Genomic DNA, 22,054 nt, shown 5'->3' on the forward strand with positions numbered 1-22,054 from the left:
AGGGCCATTCCCATCGTTGTGCCATGATCGCACAGACAGGAATGGCCCTGCGGTTGTTTATGTGTTATGCGTTAGGTTCTCAACCCAATCCCATCGGTCTCTGCTTAGAGCATCACCGTGTTGGGGCGACCGGGGAAGTTGAGCGCCTCGGGGTGCTCCTCCACAAAACTATTGATGTGGCGCACACGCTTCTCCTCGAAAATCTCATCGACGGCAATGAGTATGCCACTTTCCTCCACCTCGCCAAACTCGTGGTTGATGGCCGTTCCGAAGAATTTCATGGTGGGCGAGAGGTTCATGTAAGCGTTCACCAGCGGCGGGATGTTGTAGCCCAGCTGGCGCACGTTGCGATTGAGGATGCGGTAGTCGGCTCGGAAGTCGTCCTCGCAGAAGATAGCCTTCAGTTCCTCCTCGGGAGTCTCAAAAACCACCGGTTCGATCGGTGTTATGAGGCCATCCTTGTCACCAAAGTGTTTGCGCAGGAAATAGAGTATCATGTCGCGCCCACGACGGTTGAACGAGGGGTACATGGTCATCTTTCCCAGGAAATATTTGCATCGTGGATTGATGACCGTCAGGGCTCCGAGGCCATCCCACAGGTTATCGAGCGCAAAAATCGACTTGGTGTTCTTACGCACGTTCTGATAGTCGACCGCAACAAACGAACGACCGAGCTCCACGGTGTTGGGCGCATAGTCGTTCATAAACTTATCGGAGAAATGGAACATGTGGGCCATGGCCACCTGCGGTTGCCCGTCGTTGTTGATCCGCCAATCATCGCAGAACAGATAGCGGTAACCACCGATGATTTCCTCAGCTTCCGGGTTCCAAACGATGAGTTGTCGGCACCCGTCGTCCATGGTGTCGAACTCGTCGATGTCTGCCGCCTTTCCCGTTCCTCCGCCAGCTGTTCGGAAAGCAACCTCTCTGAGCCTTCCTATCTCCTGCATCACGTTGGGAGAGTTCTTGGCCGTAACCACATAAATCTCGTTGTGGCTCTTGTTTGTTGTCCTCAATTCACGCTCATGGGTCAACTCAGCCTTGAGCAGATCCTTGCCGACTGGTTGACAAATCTCTTCTTCCATCATAATCTCTTATACGGGCTTACTCGCCTCTTTCCGAGGCAGGCCCAGCTTGTTCGTATACCTTATCTTCTACAAATTTGGCCCATTCCATCGGTGTTCGGCTCTTGTCGAACGTTTGCCAGGGTATGGGCTTACCTACCACCACACGGAAGTTTTTCCCCACGTTCTCATACATCTCGTCGACGAGGAAGAGCATGGCCAGATTGATCTTCAACCCCAGCTTTTTCTGCCACTTGGCAATGCGGTAGAAGCGCTTCGAGTTGCGCCCGCTGAAATAGATGGGCACCACGTCGCGCTGATACTCCACACTCTTAGTGATAAACGTTTTCTTCCACGGCAGGTCGTGAATCTTGCCGTCGATCATGCGCGAGTTGAGTCCGGCGGGGAACATGAGCATGTGGTTGTCGCTCCGGAAGCCAGCCTCCACCATACGGGGGAAGTCGCGACTCTGCTTGCCGGTCTTGTTGATGCCAATGCTCACGGGGCGCAAGCCAGGGAGCGAGAGCAACAGGTCGTTGACCAGATAGCGGAACTTACCGTCGTAATGCCTGCCAATGATGGATCCCAGGCACACGCCGTCCTCACCACCCAATGGATGGTTCGACACGAAGGTGTAGAGCTTTCCGTCGTTTTTGTCGGGCAGATTCTCCTCGCCTTCGATGGTAACGTTCATCTTCAGGTATTTCACACATTCGGTAAGCCATTCGGTTCCTACCTTCTCGCGGCTCTCCCACAAGAATCGGTTCACCTCGTCCTCATGAACGATATGCTTCAGCCAGCTCACGAGGCAGCGAGGCACCCACTTGGCTTTCTCGCCCATCTTGCTCCGAAGTATCTTATCAATGTCGATGGTCTTTTCCATGCTTCCGCTTATCAAGCTATTCTACTAACAAGTTGCAAAAATAACACTTCTTTTTCTAAATTGGTTCCTTTTTGCTCAAAAATTCATCTTTTCTTCACATTTGCTCCCGAAAAGGCACCCCGCGCCACCCTTCCACACACCCATCGACGGCTGGTTCGCGAGCGCCACCCACCACGCCCCACGCCATCCACAAGCAGCGGATGGGCACCATAAGCGCTCATTCGCCATCTACCAAATCGACCTTTTGTAATGCAATTTGACACAAAAACGCATCACGGAGAACCTCACAAACAGAAGCGGAAAAGGGACTTCCAGGGGCCTCCTGTGCCCAACGGGGATGGCTCGTGTGAGAGGAGTCGTTGCCATTAGGCATCTTTCGAGTTGCGAAAGGGCATCTTTCGAGACTCGAAAGGCAAGCTATCGCGCGTTGGTTAGGCATGTTTCGAAGCTCGGTTAGGCATGTTTCATCGTGCGGAATGTGGAGTTTGGAATGTGGGGCAGGTCCCTCTGATGATAAGTTATTAACTATCAGATCGTTGCGAAAACGCGCCGAGAATCGCGTATTTGCGGGCGAAGTGGGCGTTGGTGGATTTTGCGCCATTCTCGGCGAGCCATTTGTCGTATCGTTTCGCAACAGGCGTTCCCTTCCGCCCAAGGGGTTGCGGCCTGTCGGATGTCACAAAATGAGGGTAAAAAACAAAATTTGTGGAGAGAAGTGGGGTAAAGTGGGGAAATTTGTGTAACTTTGGAGCCAAATTATTATAAATTAGAACACATGCGGTTTTTAGGCAACATCGAGGCACGAACAGACACGAAGGGACGAGCATTCCTCCCCTCCGCGTTTCGCAAAGTGCTCCTAACTTCGGGCGAGGAGGGCCTGGTGTTGCGCCAAGACATCTTCGAGAAATGCCTCGTCATCTACCCCGAGAGCGTCTGGAACCGCGAGATGGACGAGATGCGCGCCCGCCTTTCGCGATGGGACCGTCGCCAGCAAATGGTCTACCGCAGCTTTGTGAGCGGCGTCATCAACCTCGCCGTAGACGGCAACGGCCGCATACTCATCCCCAAGAACTTCCTGGAAGCCGCAGGCATCAAGCAAGCCATACGCTTTGTGGGCATGGGCGACACCATCGAGGTGTGGGCCAACGAGACTGGCGGCGAGCCCTTCATGAACAGCGACGAGTTTGGGCTGGCATTGGAGCAGCTCATGGCCCCAAAAAGCGACGACACCCACAAGCCAACATCAACAAACGAATAGCGACAAGCATGGTCAAGACTGCTGAAACATATCATGTACCCGTGCTGCTGAAAGCCAGCGTGGACGGACTCGACATCACCCCCAACGGAACCTACGTGGACGTTACTTTTGGAGGAGGTGGGCACTCGCGTGAGATTCTCTCCCGACTGGGCCCCGGCGGCCGGCTGTTTGGTTTCGACCAAGACGCCGACGCGGAGAACAACGTCAGGACGCTCTTCCCGCAAGCCCCTGAGGCGGCCAACGGTGAGCAGCCAGGCAATGGCGAGGCAGCCGACTGGCCGACGTTCACCTTCGTGAGGTCCAACTTCCGCTACCTGAAAAATTGGATGCGCTACCACAATGTGGACCACATCGACGGCCTGCTGGGCGACCTCGGCGTGTCGAGCCACCACTTCGACGACGAGAGCCGAGGCTTCTCGTTCCGCTTCGACGCACCACTCGACATGCGCATGAACAAACGGGCTGGAAAGACGGCAGCCGACATTGTCAACGAGTATGACGAAGGCCAACTGGCCGACGTGCTCTACCTCTACGGCGAGCTGCGCACCTCACGCCGCATAGCCTCCACGCTGGTCAAGGCGCGCCAACAGAAACCCATCGCCACCACACACGACCTGATGGAGGCCGTGGAACCGCTCTTCCGACGCGACCGCGAGAAGAAAGACCTGGCCCGACTCTTCCAGGCGCTACGCATCGAGGTGAACCACGAGATGGACGCCCTCCGGGAGATGCTGGCCGCGGCCACCGAACTGCTGGCGCCGGGCGGACGACTGAGCATCATCACCTACCATTCGCTCGAAGACCGTATCGTGAAGAATGTCATGAAGACCGGACGCGCCGACGGAAAGGTGGAGCAAGACTTCTTCGGACGGGTGGAAAGCCCGTTCCGCATGATCACGTCGAAAGTGATTGTTCCCACCGACGAGGAACAACAGAGCAACCCACGAAGCCGCAGCGCCAAACTTAGAATTGCAGAGAAGAAATGACAGAGAACAACCCCAACATACAAGACGACAAGGAAAAACCCATCGACAGCAAGCCCTTGGAGGAGCTCACGCTGAAAGAGGTGATTGAGGAGACCGCCACGGAGGACGAGGCGCCACAATCGAGAATGTTCTCGCTGCGCAAGATCCTGGGCGGCGACATCCTCAGCGCAGCCATCATCCGCCGACAGGTGTGGCTCATCCTGCTCATCGTCTTCTTCATGATCATCTACGTGTCGAACCGATACAGCTGCCAGCAAGACATCATCGAGATCGACAAGCTCCACCAACAGCTCACCGACGCCAAGTACAAGGCGCTCAGCAGCGAGAGCGAGCTCACCGAACTCAGCAGGGAGAGCAACGTGCTCGAGATGCTGAAAGACAACAAGGACAGCGTGCTGAAGATAGCCAGCCAACCTCCTTATTTTATAGAAATTCCCAATGGTCAATAATCCGTCATGAGTAAGTTTAACGAAAAAAAGGTCATGCCGCGCTACAGCCTCATCTGCATGCTGCTCACCCTGGTGGCCCTCGCTGTGCTCATCAAGGCGGGTTACATCATGACGGCGCAACGATCCTACTGGGAGCAGGTGGCCAAACGCGAGACACGAGACAGCGTGCCGGTGCCCTCACAGCGTGGAAACATCCTCAGCGACGACGGCCAGCTGTTGGCCTCGTCGCTGCCCGAGTTTAAGCTCTACATGGATTTCAAACAGCTCCACGAGGCCAAGAACGACTCGCTCTGGGAAGCCAAGCTCGACAGCATCTGCATGGGACTGCACGACATATTCCCCGAGAAGAGCGCCCACGACTTCAAGGCGCACCTTGAGAAAGGGCGCCGCGAGGGCAAGCGCTACTACCCCATCTGGCCGAAGCGTGTGAACTACAACACCTATTCGGAGGTGAAGCAGCTGCCCGTCTTCTGCCTGAAGCGCTTCCAGAGCGGTTTCATCCCGCAGGAGTTGCAGTCGCGCACACGACCCTACGGCAACATGGCGGCACGCACCATCGGATCGATGTTCAACGAGAAGGACATGGGCCGCACGCCGCGTTGCGGCCTGGAGTTCTCCTACGACTCATTGCTGCGCGGAACCGACGGCCTGAAGAACCGCCGCAAGGTGCTCAGCAAATACATGGACATCATACAGCGCGAGCCCGTGGAGGGAGCCGACATCATGACCACCATCAACGTGAACATGCAAGACCTGGCCGAACGCGCCGTGCTGAAGAAATTGCAGGAGATCGACGCCGAGTTTGGCGTGGCCATCGTCATGGAGGTGAAGACCGGCGACATCAAGGCCATCGTCAACCTGGAGCGTTGCGTCGACGGCAAGTACCGAGAGATACAAAACCACGCCGTGACCGACCTCGTGGAACCGGGATCGGTGTTCAAGGTGGCCTCGGTGATGACCGCCCTGGAGGATGGCGTGTGCGACACCACATTCAAGATACCCACCGGCAACGGTGTGTGGCACGTCTACGGACGCGACATGAAGGACAGCCACTGGCGCTCGGGCGGATACGGCACCATCTCGCTGGGCAAGGCGATGGAGCTCAGCTCCAACATCGGCGTCAGCTACATGGTCGACCATTTCTACCACAACAACCCAGAGAGGTTTGTAAAGGGAATATGGCGCACAGGAATCAACGACCCCAACATCAGCATTCCTATAGAGGGACACGCGCGCCCGAGCATCAGAATGCCGGAACGCTACCCCAACGGACAATGGAAAAACTGGAGCAAGACGGCCCTGCTATGGATGAGCATCGGCTACGAGACGCAGATTCCGCCCATCTACACGCTGACCTTCTACAACGCCATCGCCAACAACGGACGCATGATGCAGCCGCGCTTCGTCAAGGCCACCGTGAAGAACGGCGACACGCTGACGGCCTATCCGCCCCAAGTGGTGAAGGGCAGAGAGCAGATCGCCTCCGAGAAGACCATCAAGATCATGCAAGACCTGTTGCACCGTGTGGTGATCAACGGAACGGGAAAGAAGGCCAACAGTCCCAACTTCTGGGTGTGTGGCAAGACGGGTACGGCCATGATCGCCAAGAACGGATCCTACAAGGGAGCGCCCAACCACCTGCTCTCCTTCGCCGGATGGTTTGGCGAGAAGGACAAGCCCTACTACAGTTGCATCGTATGCATACAGAAACAGGGGCTGCCGGCCTACGGATGGATGAGCGGACAGGTGTTTAAGGACATCGCCGAAGGCATCATGGCCAAATATGTGAGGTACGACATCAGCGACGCGCGCGACTCGACCTCCCACCCAATTCCCGACGTGAAGAACGGCAACATCTTCTCGGCACAACGCGTGCTGTCGTTGCTGGGCATCAACACCACCACCAACTACGCCACACCGGCCACGCAAGCCGCCCTCGTATGGGGCGAGGCACAACGCAACGCCGGAAGCGTGCTGCTCAAGAAGGAGGGCATGGCCAGCCGCAAACACATACCCAACGTGATGGGAATGGGAGCACGCGACGCCGTGTATCTCATTGAGAGCCGAGGTGTGAGGTGCATCGTCAGGGGGCGCGGAAAGGTGGTGGAGCAAAGTCTTGAGCCTGGCCACTACATCAAGAAGGGCGAAATTTGTACGCTGAAATTAGAATAACAATAAAGCATAAAGATATGAAACTGCAAGAGCTGTTGAAGAACACCAAGCCGCTGGCCATCGTCGGCGACGTGGACGTAGACATCACGGGAGTAAACATCGACTCCCGAAAAGTGAAGTCGGGACATCTGTTCGTGGCCATGAAGGGCACGCAGGTCGACGGGCACCAGTTCATCCCCAAGGCCATAGAGCTCGGGGCGAAGGCCGTGTTGTGCCAGGACATGCCTGAGGCGAAGGCCGAGGGCGTGACCTATGTGCAGGTGGCCGACACCGAGGACGCCGCTGGCAAGGTGGCAACGCTCTTCCACGGCGACCCCTCGCGCCACCTCACGCTGGTGGGTGTGACGGGAACGAACGGAAAGACGACCATCGCCACCTTATTATATAATATGTTCCGAAAGATGGGGCACAAGTGCGGACTGCTCTCTACCGTGTGCAACTACATCGAAGACGAGGCCATTCCGGCCGACCACACCACGCCCGACCCCATCGAGCTCAACGCCTTGCTCGGTCGCATGGTGCAGGCGGGGTGCGAGTATGCGTTCATGGAGTGCTCAAGCCACGCCATCGCACAGAAGCGCATCAGCGGACTGAAGTTTGCCGGCGGCATCTTCACCAACCTCACACGCGACCATCTCGACTACCACAAGACGTTCGAGAACTACCGCGACGCCAAGAAGGCGTTCTTCGACGGCCTGCCCAAGACGGCCTTCGCCATTACCAACGCCGACGACAAAAACGGCATGGTGATGGTGCAGAACACCAAGGCCACGGTGAAGACCTACTCCATCCGACAGATGGCCGACTTCCGCGCACGCATCATCGAGATGCACTTCGCAGGCATGTACCTCGACGTAGACGGCCATGAGGTGGGTGTGCAGTTTATCGGTAAGTTCAATGTGAGCAACCTGTTGGCGGTCTATGGCGCCGCACGCATGCTGGGCAAGGCTCCCGAGGACATCCTCGTGACGCTCTCTACCCTCCACAGCGTGAGTGGCCGACTGGAGCCGGTGCAGTCGCCCGACGGCTACACGGCCATCGTCGACTATGCCCACACGCCCGACGCGCTGGCCAATGTGCTGTCGTCGATCCATGAGGTGCTCAACGGAAAGGGACAGATCATCACCGTGTGTGGCGCAGGAGGCAACCGCGACCACGGCAAGCGACCCATCATGGCGCAGGAGGCCGTGAAGCAGTCGGACCGGGTCATCATCACCAGCGACAACCCGCGCTTTGAGGACCCGCAGGCCATCATCGACGACATGCTGGCCGGACTCAACAAGGAGCAGATGAAGAAGGTGGTGGCCATCGTAGACCGCAAGGAGGCCATCAAGACCGCTTGCATGATGGCCCAAAAGGGCGATGTGATTCTCGTGGCTGGAAAGGGACACGAGAACTACCAGGAAATCAAGGGGGTGAAGCACCACTTCGACGACAAGGAGGTGCTGCACGAGATATTCAACGCATAAGGCACTACCCTTCTGCGGGCAACAGCCACGGCGGCCCACACAAGCGACCGCCACATCACAAATTAAAAACAACAACGCATGTTATACTATCTTTTCAGGTTCTTAGAACAGTTTGGCATCAGCGGATCGGGCATGTGGGGATACATTTCCTTCCGTGCATTGCTGGCGCTCATCCTCTCGCTGGTCATCTCAACGTGGTTTGGCGAGCGGTTCATCAAGTATCTTAAGAGCAAACAAATCACCGAGACGCAACGCGACGCTTCCATCGACCCGTTCGGCGTGAAGAAAATCGGAGTGCCGTCGATGGGTGGAATCATCCTCATCGTGGCCATCCTTATCCCCGTGCTGCTGCTCGGACGCTTGAGAAACATCTATCTCATCCTGATGATCGTCACCACCCTGTGGCTCGGATTCCTCGGTGGAATGGACGATTTCATCAAGATCTTCCGTCGCAACAAGGAGGGTCTGAAAGGCAAATACAAGATTGTGGGACAGGTGTCGATCGGCCTCATCGTAGGACTGGTGCTCTGGGCATCGCCCGATGTGAAGATGAACGAGAACCTGACCTTGGAACGCCAAAACGGACAGGAGATGGTGGTGAGCCACAGCGCAGAGGCGGAGAAGTCGCTCAAGACGACCATCCCGTTTGTGAAAAACCATAACCTCGACTACTCGCAGATCATGTCGTTCTGCGGTAAGTACAAAACGGCGGCTGGATGGATCCTGTTTGTCATCATGACCATCTTCGTGGTGACGGCCGTGAGCAACGGCGCCAACCTCAACGACGGCATGGACGGCATGTGCGCCGGAAACTCGGCAATCATCGGCGTGGCCTTGGGCATACTGGCGTATGTGAGCTCCCACATCGAGTTTGCAGCCTACCTCAACATCATGTACATACCCGACTCGCAAGAGCTGGTGGTGTTTATGTGTGCCTTCGTGGGCGCACTCATCGGATTTCTGTGGTACAACGCCTACCCCGCGCAGGTGTTCATGGGCGACACGGGATCGCTCACCATCGGCGGTATCATTGGTGTGGGCGCCATCATCATCCACAAGGAACTGCTGCTACCCATTCTCTGCGGCGTGTTCTTCGTGGAGAGCCTCAGCGTCATCTGCCAGGTGTGGTACTACAAAATAGGTAAGCACAAGGGCGTGAAGCAGCGCATCTTTAAGCGCACTCCGATCCACGACAACTTCCGTGTGACCGACGAGCAGCTCGATCCCGAGTGCAAATACCTCATCAAGGCACCGCACGCACCCAAGCACGAGTCGAAAATCACCATCCGATTCTGGATCGTGACCATCATCCTCGCAGCCCTAACCATCATCACCCTGAAGATAAGGTAAGGCGCGAAAACGGCAAACAAAGGGGCGCGAACACCCCTATACAACAACCATCGACAAAATGAAAGCAATGAAGAGAATCGTAGTTTTAGGAGCTGGCGAGAGTGGTGCAGGAGCCGCCGTGCTGGCCAAGAAGGAGGGGTTCGACGTATTCGTATCGGACATGTCGAAAATCAACGATAAATATAAGAAGGTGCTCGACGACCACGGCATTCAGTGGGAGGAGGGGCATCATACGGAGGAACTCATCCTCAACGCCGACGAGATCATCAAGAGCCCAGGAATACCCGAGAAGGCACCCATGATCCAGAAGCTCATGGCGCAGGGTACGCACATCATCAGCGAGATTGAGTTTGCCGGACGCTACACCCACTCGAAGATGATTTGCATCACGGGATCGAACGGAAAGACCACTACGACGTCGCTCATCTACCATATCTTCAAGGCGGCGGGCTACGACGCTGGCTTGGCGGGCAACATTGGCCGAAGCCTGGCGTTGCAGGTGGCTGAGGATCCGCACGAGTATTACATCATAGAGTTGAGCTCGTTCCAGCTCGATAACATGTACGACTTCCGCGCCAACATCGCCATCCTGCTCAACATCACGCCCGACCATCTCGACCGTTACGACTTCAAGTTTGAGAACTATGCGGCTGCCAAGATGCGCATCACGCAGAACCAAACGGCCGAGGACAGCTTCATCTACTGGAACGACGACCCGGTGATCAAGGAGGAACTGAAGAAATACGACATCAAGGCCGTGGCCTGCCCATTCTCCGAACTGAAGGAGGAGGGGTCAATCGCTTACATCGAGGAGGGACAGTACAAACTGGAGTTCCCCACCCCGTTCAACATGGAGCAAGAGGAACTGTCGCTCACGGGCAAGCACAACATTTACAACTCGCTGGCGGCCGGCCTGGCCTCCAACATCACGGGCATCAAGAAGGAGATTATCCGCAAGAGCCTCAGCGACTTCCCCGGGGTGGAACACCGACTGGAGAAGGTATGCGACGTGAGGGGCGTGCACTATGTGAACGACTCGAAGGCCACCAATGTCGACGCCTGCTGGTACGCTTTGGAAAGCATGAAGACGCCTGTGGTGCTCATCCTCGGTGGCAAAGACAAGGGCAACGATTACAACGAAATCAAGGAACTGGTGAAGCAGAAATGCTCGGGACTGGTGTACCTCGGTGCCGACAACGCCAAACTGCACGCCAATTTCGACGAGCTCGGCATTCCCGTACGCGACACTCACAGCATGAAGGAGTGTGTGGAGGCATGCTACGAGATGGCCCGTCCCGGCGACACCGTACTGCTTTCGCCCTGCTGCGCAAGCTTCGACCTCTTTAAGAACATGGAGGATCGCGGCGAACAATTCAAGACACTCGTAAGAAGTTTATAGCCAATGGGCGGAGCGAAAGCCGCACATGAGCCCAACAAACGAAATGAACAAGAAGTTATCCAACCTATTCAAAGGCGACAAGGTCATCTGGATGGTCTTTTTCTTCCTTTGCATCATCAGCATCGTGGAGGTGTTCTCTGCCTCCTCGGAGCTGACCTACAAAGGCGGAAACTACCTCACGCCCATCATCAAGCACATGGCGCTCATCGTTGTGGGCTTCGGATTGATGGTGGTTACGCTCAACATCAACTGCAAGTACTTCAAGCTATTGACTCCCATCATGCTCCTCTTCGCAGGAATATTGCTATTGCTGGTGCTTGGCTTAGGACAATCGACCAACGGCGCAAGCCGATGGATCCCCATCATGGGCGTGCAGTTCCAACCCTCGGAGATGGCAAAGGGAGCGTTGGTTTTGATGACAGCGCAAATCCTAAGCGCCATGCAAACCGATAAGGGAGCGGACCGAAAGGCCATGAGATACATCATACAGATGGCCTTGCCATTCCTGGTTCTCATCGGATTGGAGAACCTGTCAACGGCCGCTCTGTTGGCCGCGGTCATCTTCTTCATGATGATCATCGGGCGCGTACCTGGCAAACAAATAGGAAAATTGGTGCTAACGGTCGTGCTGCTCATCGTCATGGTGGTAACGGCGGTCATGGCCATTGGTGAGGATACGGAAAAAGAGGGGCAGCCACAAAACCTTACGGAACAGACCTTGGCCAACGGACAAACGGTAAGCACCGAGAATTCGAAGGGGCACAAGGGCGTATTGCACCGACTCGACACTTGGAAATCGCGTATCGACAAGTTCCTCAACTCGAAGGAAGTGCCGCCTGAGAAGGTCGACCTCGACAAGGGAGCGCAAGAGGCGCACGCAAAAATTGCCATCGCTACCAGCAACATCGTGGGACGAGGACCGGGCAATTCCGTGCAGCGCGACTTCCTGGCGCAGGCCTTCTCCGACTTCATCTATGCCATCATCATTGAGGAGACGGGCATCGAGGGGGCGTTTGTCGTGGCCATGCTCTATATCATATTGTTGTTCAGAACCGGACGTATCGCCAACCGATGCGAGAACAACTACCCGGCCTTCCTGGCCATGGGACTGGCGCTATTGCTCGTGGTGCAAGCGCTGTTCAACATGTGTGTGGCCGTGGGTCTGGTGCCGGTGACGGGTCAACCGTTGCCGCTGATCAGTAAAGGTGGCACGTCGACCATCGTCAACTGTGTCTACATCGGCATCATCCTGAGTGTGAGCCGAACGGCAAAGAAGGTGAAAGACGACACAACAAATAAGAGAACCGTGGCCACAGCCACAGCATAACACCTGCGGCTCTTCCCCCAAACCCACTCAAGGGATATAGGCAGGCATGCAAGAAAAAGGATTGAAAATGATCAGAAGTGGGAATTATTGATTACTTTTGCAAAAATAAGAGATTATGGACAAGGAGTTAAGAATCATCATCAGCGGAGGAGGAACAGGGGGCCATATCTTCCCGGCCATATCCATCGCCAACGCCATTAAGGCTAAGCACCCTAATGCCAAGATATTGTTTGTGGGAGCTCTCGGACGAATGGAGATGCATCGAGTGCCTGCGGCAGGCTACGAAATCAAGGGACTGCCCATCTGCGGATTCGACCGCAAGCACCTGCTGAAGAACGTCGCGGTCCTGTTCAAGATCTGGAAGAGCCAATATATCGCCAAGAAGATTGTGAAGCAGTTCAAGCCCATGGCTGCTGTGGGAGTGGGCGGATACGCCAGCGGCCCAACGCTCAACGTGTGCGCAAGCAAGGGAATACCCTGTCTCATACAGGAGCAGAACAGCTACGCCGGCGTCACCAACAAGCTCTTGGCCAAGAAAGCCTCGAAGATTTGCGTGGCTTACGATGGTATGGAGCGCTTCTTCCCCGCCGAAAAGATTGTCAAGACAGGCAACCCCGTCAGACAAAACGTGCTCGACAACACCATGACAAAGGAGGAGGCTCGCAAGAGCTTCGGCCTGAATCCCGACAAGAAGACCGTCTTGCTCGTGGGCGGAAGCCTCGGCGCGCGCACGGTCAACGAAAGCATGAAGCAACACCTCGACATAGTAAAGAACGCCGATGTGCAGTTTATATGGCAAACCGGCAAGTATTACAATGAGGAGATGAACCAAGCCGTCAAGGCGTTTGGCGACATTCCCAACCTCAAGGTGCTCGACTTCATCAGCGACATGGGCGCCGCCTACAAGGCCGCCGACCTCGTCATCAGCCGCGCCGGAGCAAGCTCCATCAGCGAGTTCTGCCTCATCGGGAAGCCAGTCATCCTCGTGCCCAGCCCCAATGTGGCAGAAGACCACCAAACGAAGAACGCCATGGCGCTCGTCAACAAGGACGCGGCCATCTACGTGAAAGACGCCGACGCACCCCACGAGCTGCTCCACACCGCGCTTCAAACAGTTGGAAACGACAGCAAACTGGCATCGCTCAGCGAAAACATCAAGGCGCTCGGACTGAAAAACTCAGCCGACGTCATCGCCGACGAGGTGGTGAAGTTGGCTTGGGGAGAATAATATTCGGAAACAAGGAGTGAAAGTGAGGACAATAAGACCTCAGCGGTCAACAAGGAGATAAATAAAAGACAATGGAACTGAAGGACATTAAAGCCGTGTATTTCATCGGCGCTGGTGGCATCGGCATGAGCGCCATCGCACGTTATTTCATACGTAAGGGACTGGTAGTGGCCGGTTACGACCGCACGCCGTCTGACCTGACACGCCACCTGGAGAAGGAAGGCATGCTCATTCACTATGAGGAAAACGTCGACGAAATACCGCACGCTTGCCGCGACAAGGCATCTTGCCTCGTGGTATACACACCGGCCATTCCGGCCGAACACAAGGAACTGCAATACTTCCGCGATGGCGGCTTCGTAATAGAGAAGCGCGCTCAGGTGCTCGGAACGCTGACACGCACCCACAAGGGACTGTGTGTGGCGGGCACACACGGAAAGACTTCCACATCCACCATGTGCGCTCACATCATGCACCAAAGCCATATCGACTGCAATGCGTTCCTTGGAGGCATCTCAAAGAACTACGGCACCAACTATATCCTCTCCGACTCGAGCGACTTTGTGGTCATCGAGGCCGATGAGTTCGACCGCTCCTTCCACTGGCTGCGCCCATGGATGAGCGTCATCACCTCCACCGATCCCGACCACTTGGACATCTACGGAACCAAAGACGCCTACCTGGAGAGCTTCCGTCATTACTCAGAACTCATCCAGCCGGGTGGCGCACTCATCATCCATACCGACCTGGAGATGAAGGCTAACGTGCAGGAAGGCGTAAAGACTTATACCTACAGCCGCGACAAGGGCGACTTCCATGCCGAGAACATCAAGATTGAAGACGGTGAGATCACGTTCGATTTCATATCACCCGTCGGCAATGTCGAGAACGTGCACCTCGGCCAACCCATCCCCATCAACATCGAGAACGGCGTGGCTGCCATGGCCATGGCACAGCTCAACGGTTGCACTCCGCAGGAACTGCGCTATGGAATGGAGACCTATCACGGTGTGGATCGACGCTTCGACTTCAAGGTGAAGGACGCCCACCACGTGCTTCTCTCCGACTATGCGCACCACCCGAAGGAGATCCTGCAGAGCGCCAAGAGTCTCAAGGAGATCTATCCGAACCGAAAGATCACGGTCATCTTCCAGCCCCACCTGTACACTCGCACACGCGATTTCTACAAAGACTTCGCCGATGCGCTCAGCCATTTCGACGAGGTGATCCTCACAGAGATCTATCCCGCACGCGAGCTGCCCATCCCGGGAGTGACCTCCGATCTCATCTACGACAACCTGAAGCCAGGCGTAGAGAAGAGCAAGATAAAGAAGGACGACGTGCTCGATCTGGTGAAAAGCCGCGATTTCGACGTGCTCATCACCCTTGGAGCAGGCGACCTCGACAACTACGTGCCACAGATAGCCAAGCTCATTGAGGCCAAGGAGAAGGCCAACAACTAATCATCACCATGCGTTTCAACTGGAAGAAAACCCTACTCATCACACTCGATGTAGCGCTCGGAGCCTACATCGTGGTGGCCTTCGCCTCTTTCAACAAGCCGAAAGAGGAGGCGCCCGTATGCAAGAAGGTGAGCATCGACATCCAGGACGAGACGACCAACGGCTTCATCACGGCGGCGGAGATCAAGGCGCGACTGCAGAAAGGCAACATCTATCCGCTCAACAAGCGGATGCGCGACATCAACGCACGCACCATCGAGGAGACGCTGGGCCAGAGTCCGTTCGTCAAGACCACACAATGCTACAAGACACAGGACGGCACGGTGCATATCTACCTCACCCAACGAATGCCCACCCTGCGCATCAAGGCGGCCAACGGAGAGGACTATTACCTCGACGACGACAACCGAATCATGCCCAATTCCCACTATACCAGCGACCTCATCATCGCCACTGGGCACATCAACAAATGGTTTGCGCGCAACTATGTGGCGCACGTGGGAAGCACACTCATGGCGAGCGACTTCTGGAAAAACCAAATTGTGCAGATCAATGTGCTGCCCGACTACGGCATAGAACTGGTGCCGCGCGTGGGAAACCACATCATCTACATCGGCCAACTGCCACAAACCTCATACGTCAACGACCGAAAGAAACTGGTGACAGCCTACGTCAACACCAAGCTCGACAGGTTACAGAAGTTCTATAAGTACGGGTTGGCGCAGGCCGGATGGAACAAATACTCTTACATCAACGTGGAGTTTGACAATCAGATCATTTGCAAGAAACAAAAATTGAATTGATAATTATCATAGATCTATGGCAGAATTTATAGTAGCTATTGAACTGGGCTCATCGAAGATGACCGGTATTGCGGGCAAGAAAAACCTCGATGGCAGCATCAACGTGCTTGCCGTGGTCAAGGAAGACTCCACCTCTTGCATCCGTAAGGGCGTGGCCTACAATATCGACAAGACGGTGCAAACACTAACCAACATAGTCGCGAAACTTGAAAGAACGCTGAAAACAAACATAGCCCAAGTATATGTGGGCGTTGGAGGACAGTCGATCCGTAGCGTGAAAAACACCAACGTGGTAGACCTGCCCAACGACACCATCATCACGCAAGACGTGATCAACGAGCTGATGGATGCCAATCGCAGCATGCAATACCCAGAGCTGGAGATTCTCGACGCCGCCACACAGGAGTACAAGATCGACAACCAGTACCAACTCGACCCCGTGGGCATACAATGCTCACGCATCGAGGGCAATTTCATCAATATCCTTTGGCGCAAGGCTTTCTACCGCAACATCAACAAATGCTTCGACAACGCAGGCATCGCCATCGCAGAGATGTACCTGTCGCCCTTGGCTTTGGCCGACAGCGTGCTCACCGAGGCCGAGAAGCGCAGCGGATGCGTATTGGTCGACTTGGGAGCCGACACCACAACAGTGGCCGTGTTCTACAAGAAGATTCTGCGCAACCTCACCGTCATTCCCTTGGGAGGCAACAACATCACCAAGGACATCGCATCGCTACAGATGGAGGAGAAGGACGCCGAGCAGATGAAGATCAACTACGCCTCGGCCTACACCGACGCCAACGAGATCGACCCTGGCAAGACCTATCCCATCGACAACGACCGCAGCGTGGAGGAGCGCAAGTTCGTCGACATCGTGGAAGCCCGCGTGCAGGAGATTGTGGAGAACGTATGGTGCCAAGTGCCCAACGAGTACTCCGACAAGCTTCTCGGCGGCATCATCCTCACAGGCGGCGGCGCCAACATGAAGAACATTGATCGCGCCTTCCGCAACCACACCCACGTCGACAAGATTCGCGTGGCCAAGTTTGTATCTCAAACCATCAACTCCAACAATCCTTCGATCAACGCCAAGGACGGAACGATGTGCACCATCCTCGGCCTGCTGGCCAAGGGCGACATGAATTGCGCGGGCGCACCCATCACCAACGACCTATTTAGCGGCAACGGCGACAACAAGGCTCAGGCCGCAGCCGAGATCCGCAAGCCCAAGACCATCGAGGGAACAGGCACTGGCAAGGTGCTCACCGAGGCCGAGAAGGCCGCCGAGGAAGCCGCTCGCGAGGCCGCCCGCAAGGCCGCTGAGGAGAAGGAGCGTGCCGAGGCGCAGGCCAAGGCCGAGGCTGAGGAGGAAGAGCGCCGCAAGAAACGCGAGAACTCAGCTCCCAGAAAGGCATGGCGCGCCTTCAAGAAGTTTGTCGGAAACATGATCGAAGAGGAAGACGAGAAGTAAGCCTCCAATCAACATCACCACGAGAACAAGCAGCAACATTTAGACAACAAACAGCATGACCATTATGGCAGACAAAGATAACAACATGCAAATCATAGACAGCGGCAGACCCTCCATCCTCGATTTCGGATCGCCCGACAAGGAGAACAGCATCATCAAGGTGATTGGTGTTGGTGGAGGCGGCGGCAATGCGGTCAACCACATGTATCGCGAAGGCATACACGACGTGACCTTTGTGCTCTGTAACACCGACGCACAGGCCCTCAACGACAGTCCCGTGCCCGTGCATCTGCAGCTCGGCAAGGAAGGCCTTGGAGCCGGCAACCGTCCCGAGCGCGCCCGTCAGGCAGCCACAGAGAGCGTCGACGACATACGCCGCATGCTCGACGACGGCACGAAGATGGCGTTCATCACCGCAGGTATGGGTGGCGGAACAGGCACCGGAGCCGCTCCCGTCATCGCTCAGGTGAGCAAGGAGATGGGCATCCTCACCGTGGGTATCGTAACCATTCCGTTCCGCTTTGAGGGCGCCCGCAAGATCGACCAGGCGCTCGACGGCGTGGAGGAGATGGCCAAGCATGTCGACGCATTGCTCGTTATCAACAACGAGCGTCTACGTGAGATCTATCCGGAGCTCAATGTGCTCGACGCCTTCGGCAAGGCCGACGACACGCTCAGCGTGGCAGCGAAGAGCATTGCCGAGATCATCACCACCCACGGACTCATCAACCTCGACTTCAACGACGTGAAGACGGTGCTCAAGGACGGTGGCGTGGCCATCATGAGCACGGGTTACGGCGAGGGCGAAGGCCGCGTAAAGAAGGCCATCGACGATGCGCTCAACTCACCGTTGCTCAACGACAACGATGTGTTCAACTCAAAGAAGATCCTTCTGAGCATCGCTTTCTCGAATGGTAAGAACAACGACCATTCGGGCCTCATGATGGAGGAGATGAACGACGTGAACGACTTCATGGCCCAGTTTGGCGGCAACTTCGAGATCAAATGGGGTATCGCCCTCGACCCGGAGTTGGGCAAGAAGGTGAAGGTAACCATCCTCGCCACGGGCTTCGGCATCGAAGACGTGGAGCCGGAGAACCGTCGCACACGACGCACCATCGAGGAGTCGAACCGCATCGCTGAGATGGAGGAGAAGGAGGCCGAGCGCCAGGACCGTCGCAACCGCTACTATGGCAAGGACGCCAACAACCCACAGTACAAGCGCCGTCCGCACATCTTCATCTTCAACCAGAACGATCTCGACAACGAAGATGTGATTCTCGCCGTGGAGAACACGCCTACTTACAAGCGTACCCGCCAGATGCTCGAGGAAATTCGCAAACAAGCCAATGGCGACACAGTAGAGAAGGAGACCGACAACGGCAACAACACCGTGCAGGGAGTCATCAGTTTCGCCTAACCAACAAGGTTAACAGAACTTCTAAGAAATACGAAAGCCAAATGGCATGAACCACTTCGGTCCAACGACCGATAGCCTATAAAAGCGAAGCCATTGCATGAAACCTTCAAAAGGGAAGGCCACATGCAATGGCTTTTTTGCGTTAAAGCCCAATCACTAATTAGACTTCACCAACCTCCAAGCCCTTTAGGCGTGGTTGCCGAAGATGAGGGTGGTCAGATTTTCGGGCGCAAAGAGGTCGCGCGCCACCTCCATGAGGCTCTCGGCAGTTACGGCCTCCACACGCCGGCAGAGGGCTTCAATATCCTTCTCCAAGCCATAGTGCAGGTAGATGCGGCCGAAGTCGAGGGCGAAGCTCTCACGACTGTCGCACGCCACACCGATCTGCCCAATGAGCTGACGCTTGGCGGCACGCAACTGACTCTCGCTGAGGGGCGCCTGCATGAAGCGGTTGAGCTCGTGGCGCACCAAGCGGAGGCAACGCCGCGTGTCGTGATGGTCGCAACCGAAATAGGTGCACCACACCCCCGTGTCGCTATAGCTCACCATCGAGCTCTCAACGGTGTAGACCAGTCCGTGGCGTTCGCGGAGCGCCACATTCAAGCGGGCGTTCATGCCAGGGCCACCCAGCATGTTGTTGAGCAGATAGAGGGTCGTGCGGCGTGGGTCGTGGGCGTCGTAGGATCGGCATCCCAGCACCACATGGGCCTGATGGGTGTCGCGGTCGCTCAGGATGACACGTCCCCACAAAGGCGACGCAATCTCCTTCGTCGGCACCGCTTTCGAGGGCTCCACACGATGGGCAGAGGGTTCGGTAGCAGCCCCAAAAGGTAGCAGGTTGGGTTCCGCTGCGCCCACCGCCATTCCTTCCGTTGCCCGCTTCAACATTCTCACCAGTTGGGCGAAGTTGATGTCGCCGTAAGCAAAAAACACGGCGTTGTCGGTGCGGTAATGTTTACGGGCGAAGCGCAAGGCATCGGCGGTGGTGAACGCATGCACCCTCTCGGTCGACCCAAGGATGTTATGGCCCAGCGGATGGCCGTCGAAGAGGATGTTTTCAAACTCGTCGAAGATGAGCTCGGCGGGCGAATCGTTGTAGCTATCTATCTCGTCGCCGATCACCTCCACCTCCTTGTCGATCTCCGCCTGCGGATAGGTGGAGTGGAACACAATGTCGGTGAGCAATCCCACGGCACGCGTGAGGTGCTCCTTGAGGATGGCGGCGTAGTAGCACGTGTCCTCCTTGTTGGTATATGCGTTAAGACTTCCGCCCACCTGCTCCAAGCTGTTGAGGATGCTCCAGGCGCTGCGCCGCTCCGTTCCCTTGAAGGTAACGTGCTCGCAGAAGTGGGCCAGGCCCTCGTCGCCGCGATCCTCGTGGCGCGATCCGGCGCCCACCTGATAGCCACAGTAGACCACGGGCGAGGCCGATGGCAGATGTATGACGCGAAGGCCATTGCTGAGTGTGCAAGTATTATATTTCATTTCGGGTGCAAAAATACCCAATTTTACTTTGAAATGTGCTTGAAAATATGGAAATTTGCAGCGGCTAAGGTCATTCGGGCGCAAGCCAAGAGGCAACGCCAACAACACACCATGTTTTTTTAAGGTACAAAGATTATGCGAAAAGTTATAGGTATAGGCGAGACAGTGCTCGACATCATCTTCAAGAACGAACAACCCATTGGCGCCTACCCCGGCGGGTCGGCCTTCAACGCGCTTATCTCATTGGGCCGTTGCGGCGTCGACGCCACGTTTATTGGCGAGGCCGGCCACGACCGCGTGGGCGAGCATATCATCAGGTTTTTGCGCGAAAACGGTGTCAACGCCGACCACGTGAATGTGTTCGCCGACTCGAAGTCGCCCATCTCCCTGGCGTTTCTCGATGAGCGCAACGACGCCGAATACATCTTCTATAAGGACCATCCCCACGACCAGCTCGACTTTGTTTACCCCGACATCCAGCCCGACGACATCGTGCTGTTCAGCTCGTTCTATGCCGTCAACCCCGTCATCCGACCGCAAATCGTGGGACTGCTGGAATACGCCCGGGCCCATGGCGCCATTATCTATTATGATGTGAACTACCGTTCGTCGCATCGCAACGAGGTGATGAAGATCACCCCCAATTACCTGGAGAACCTGGAGTATGCCGATATCGTGCGCGGCAGCCGTGAGGACTTCGACGTGCTTTACAAGATGCGCGACCCCGACAAGATCTACACGGCCGAGGTGTCGTTCTATTGCAAGAAGTTTATCTGCACACAAGGCGCCGACACGGTGGAGCTTCGCGCCGACCAGGGCCTGAAACGCAGCTACCCAGTGCCGCCCACCAGCACCGTGAGCACCGTGGGAGCGGGCGACAACTTCAACGCGGGATTCATCTATGGCCTGCTCAAATACGGCATCACACGCAACGACCTCGCCCAAGGGCTCACGCCCGAGCAGTGGGACAAGGTGGTGGCATGCGGCATGGAGTTCTCGGCCGACTGCTGCAAGAGTCTCTTCAACTACGTGTCGAAGGAGTTTGGCGAGCAGATCAAGGCGCAGCGCTAAACCGAAGGCTTGCGGCCACATCGGTCGCAAGCCCTCGTTGCCCCATGCACAATTATCACAACAATCTATAGCAAAATCTACACATTTCTTTTCCACGAAAGAAATGTTGGGCGCAAATACGCCATTCTCAGTGCATCTATGTAACACACTAACCATCAGTGTGTTACATTCACAATTCATCATTCCACACTTCGCATCCTCCATTCCGCCTCACGGTTTGGCATGTATCGCACCTCGATAAACGCCAAACCGCAAGACGATAGCTTACCTTTCGAGTCTCAGTTAGGCGTCTTTCGCAACTCGAAAGATGCCCAATCGCAAACGCTTCCGTCATTTTCCGCGATGAAATCGGGCAAAAATGGTCATTCCGATCGCTGGTTCATTCAAAATCGCGACACAACTTTTTAACCAAAAAGTCTGACACGACGAAGGAGGAAATCGGCAAACGAAACCACGCTTGGGGGAACGCCCCACACCCTCTCAAGCCGCATCATTTGCGAGTTGCGATCTGATGAATAAAACACTTCGAAAGAAAAATTATAGTATTTTATACCTCATTATTAAACTTGTAACTATTCAGCGATAGCCTTGCACCTTAATCCGCGATTGAAATATACAGCAAAAAGACCCATAAAAAGACAAAATAAAGTGTCTATATTTCTTGCGTATGTGAGATATTTTTTGTACCTTTATACCTACAATAGTTCGTTAAAATTTGAGATAAAGGCTAAGCAGTTTTACGCTGCCAGCCAA

17 protein-coding genes are annotated in these 22,054 nt (G+C 55.5%); 14 read left to right on the forward strand and 3 right to left on the reverse strand.

All coding sequences use genetic code 11. The features are described 5' to 3' along the window. Window positions 1-104: 104 nt before the first annotated feature. Both KM934_RS03580 and KM934_RS03585 read right to left on the reverse strand, forming a co-directional pair. On the reverse strand, window positions 105-1,085 hold the full coding sequence (locus KM934_RS03580) for a GNAT family N-acetyltransferase (RefSeq protein ID WP_215759265.1): 981 nt from the start codon (window positions 1,083-1,085) through the stop codon (window positions 105-107). Window positions 1,086-1,104: 19 nt separating this feature from the next. Further along, a complete protein-coding gene (locus tag KM934_RS03585; protein ID WP_215759266.1) occupies window positions 1,105-1,959 on the reverse strand; it encodes a glycerol acyltransferase in 855 nt (284 codons plus the stop codon). A gap of 763 nt (window positions 1,960-2,722) precedes the next feature. Here KM934_RS03585 and KM934_RS03590 point away from each other — a divergent pair. The 13 genes from KM934_RS03590 (at window position 2,723) to ftsZ (ending at window position 18,745) form a co-directional block, all read left to right on the forward strand. Beyond that, window positions 2,723-3,205 (forward strand): division/cell wall cluster transcriptional repressor MraZ, encoded by a 483-nt coding sequence (locus KM934_RS03590; RefSeq protein ID WP_215759250.1) that lies wholly within the window; start codon window positions 2,723-2,725, stop codon window positions 3,203-3,205. An 8-nt stretch (window positions 3,206-3,213) separates the two neighbouring features. Then, complete coding sequence (gene rsmH, locus KM934_RS03595; protein ID WP_215759251.1) at window positions 3,214-4,191, forward strand: 16S rRNA (cytosine(1402)-N(4))-methyltransferase RsmH; 978 nt, start codon at window positions 3,214-3,216, stop codon at window positions 4,189-4,191. Further along, window positions 4,188-4,640 (forward strand): FtsL-like putative cell division protein, encoded by a 453-nt coding sequence (locus KM934_RS03600; RefSeq protein WP_252344876.1) that lies wholly within the window; start codon window positions 4,188-4,190, stop codon window positions 4,638-4,640. Before rsmH ends, KM934_RS03600 begins: the two co-directional genes overlap by 4 nt. Before the next feature lie 6 nt (window positions 4,641-4,646). After that, entirely contained in the window at window positions 4,647-6,812 is a 2,166-nt protein-coding gene (locus KM934_RS03605; protein WP_215759252.1) for a penicillin-binding protein, read from the forward strand. A 17-nt stretch (window positions 6,813-6,829) separates the two neighbouring features. Further along, complete coding sequence (locus KM934_RS03610; RefSeq protein ID WP_215759253.1) at window positions 6,830-8,281, forward strand: UDP-N-acetylmuramoyl-L-alanyl-D-glutamate--2,6-diaminopimelate ligase; 1,452 nt, start codon at window positions 6,830-6,832, stop codon at window positions 8,279-8,281. 78 nt (window positions 8,282-8,359) lie between these two features. After that, window positions 8,360-9,631 carry a phospho-N-acetylmuramoyl-pentapeptide-transferase gene (mraY, locus tag KM934_RS03615; protein ID WP_215759254.1) on the forward strand — a complete coding sequence of 424 codons (1,272 nt, stop codon included), beginning with the start codon at window positions 8,360-8,362 and terminating at the stop codon, window positions 9,629-9,631. Window positions 9,632-9,698: 67 nt separating this feature from the next. Beyond that, window positions 9,699-11,030, forward strand: a complete 1,332-nt coding sequence (gene murD / locus KM934_RS03620; protein ID WP_215759255.1) for a UDP-N-acetylmuramoyl-L-alanine--D-glutamate ligase — start codon at window positions 9,699-9,701, stop codon at window positions 11,028-11,030. A gap of 43 nt (window positions 11,031-11,073) precedes the next feature. After that, window positions 11,074-12,357: an FtsW/RodA/SpoVE family cell cycle protein gene (locus KM934_RS03625; RefSeq protein WP_215759256.1), complete on the forward strand. Its 1,284-nt coding sequence runs from the start codon at window positions 11,074-11,076 to the stop codon at window positions 12,355-12,357. A 115-nt stretch (window positions 12,358-12,472) separates the two neighbouring features. After that, window positions 12,473-13,585, forward strand: a complete 1,113-nt coding sequence (gene murG, locus KM934_RS03630; protein WP_215759257.1) for an undecaprenyldiphospho-muramoylpentapeptide beta-N-acetylglucosaminyltransferase — start codon at window positions 12,473-12,475, stop codon at window positions 13,583-13,585. A 71-nt stretch (window positions 13,586-13,656) separates the two neighbouring features. Next, window positions 13,657-15,048 carry a UDP-N-acetylmuramate--L-alanine ligase gene (gene murC / locus KM934_RS03635; RefSeq protein ID WP_215759258.1) on the forward strand — a complete coding sequence of 464 codons (1,392 nt, stop codon included), beginning with the start codon at window positions 13,657-13,659 and terminating at the stop codon, window positions 15,046-15,048. 8 nt (window positions 15,049-15,056) lie between these two features. Further along, a complete protein-coding gene (locus KM934_RS03640; RefSeq protein WP_215759259.1) occupies window positions 15,057-15,851 on the forward strand; it encodes a cell division protein FtsQ in 795 nt (264 codons plus the stop codon). 16 nt (window positions 15,852-15,867) lie between these two features. Beyond that, window positions 15,868-17,325, forward strand: a complete 1,458-nt coding sequence (gene ftsA / locus KM934_RS03645; protein ID WP_215759260.1) for a cell division protein FtsA — start codon at window positions 15,868-15,870, stop codon at window positions 17,323-17,325. A gap of 64 nt (window positions 17,326-17,389) precedes the next feature. Next, window positions 17,390-18,745 carry a cell division protein FtsZ gene (gene ftsZ / locus KM934_RS03650; RefSeq protein WP_215759261.1) on the forward strand — a complete coding sequence of 452 codons (1,356 nt, stop codon included), beginning with the start codon at window positions 17,390-17,392 and terminating at the stop codon, window positions 18,743-18,745. A gap of 186 nt (window positions 18,746-18,931) precedes the next feature. On the opposite strand, the gene KM934_RS03655 is transcribed toward ftsZ, so the two are convergent. Next, window positions 18,932-20,230 carry a M16 family metallopeptidase gene (locus KM934_RS03655; RefSeq protein ID WP_215759262.1) on the reverse strand — a complete coding sequence of 433 codons (1,299 nt, stop codon included), beginning with the start codon at window positions 20,228-20,230 and terminating at the stop codon, window positions 18,932-18,934. Between the two features lie 135 nt (window positions 20,231-20,365). Here KM934_RS03655 and KM934_RS03660 point away from each other — a divergent pair, with 135 nt between their 5' ends. After that, window positions 20,366-21,301, forward strand: a complete 936-nt coding sequence (locus KM934_RS03660) for a carbohydrate kinase family protein (RefSeq protein ID WP_215759263.1) — start codon at window positions 20,366-20,368, stop codon at window positions 21,299-21,301. Window positions 21,302-22,054 lie beyond the last annotated feature (753 nt).

The sequence above is a fragment of the Hallella faecis genome, assembly GCF_018789675.1.
Taxonomy (GTDB): domain Bacteria; phylum Bacteroidota; class Bacteroidia; order Bacteroidales; family Bacteroidaceae; genus Prevotella; species Prevotella faecis.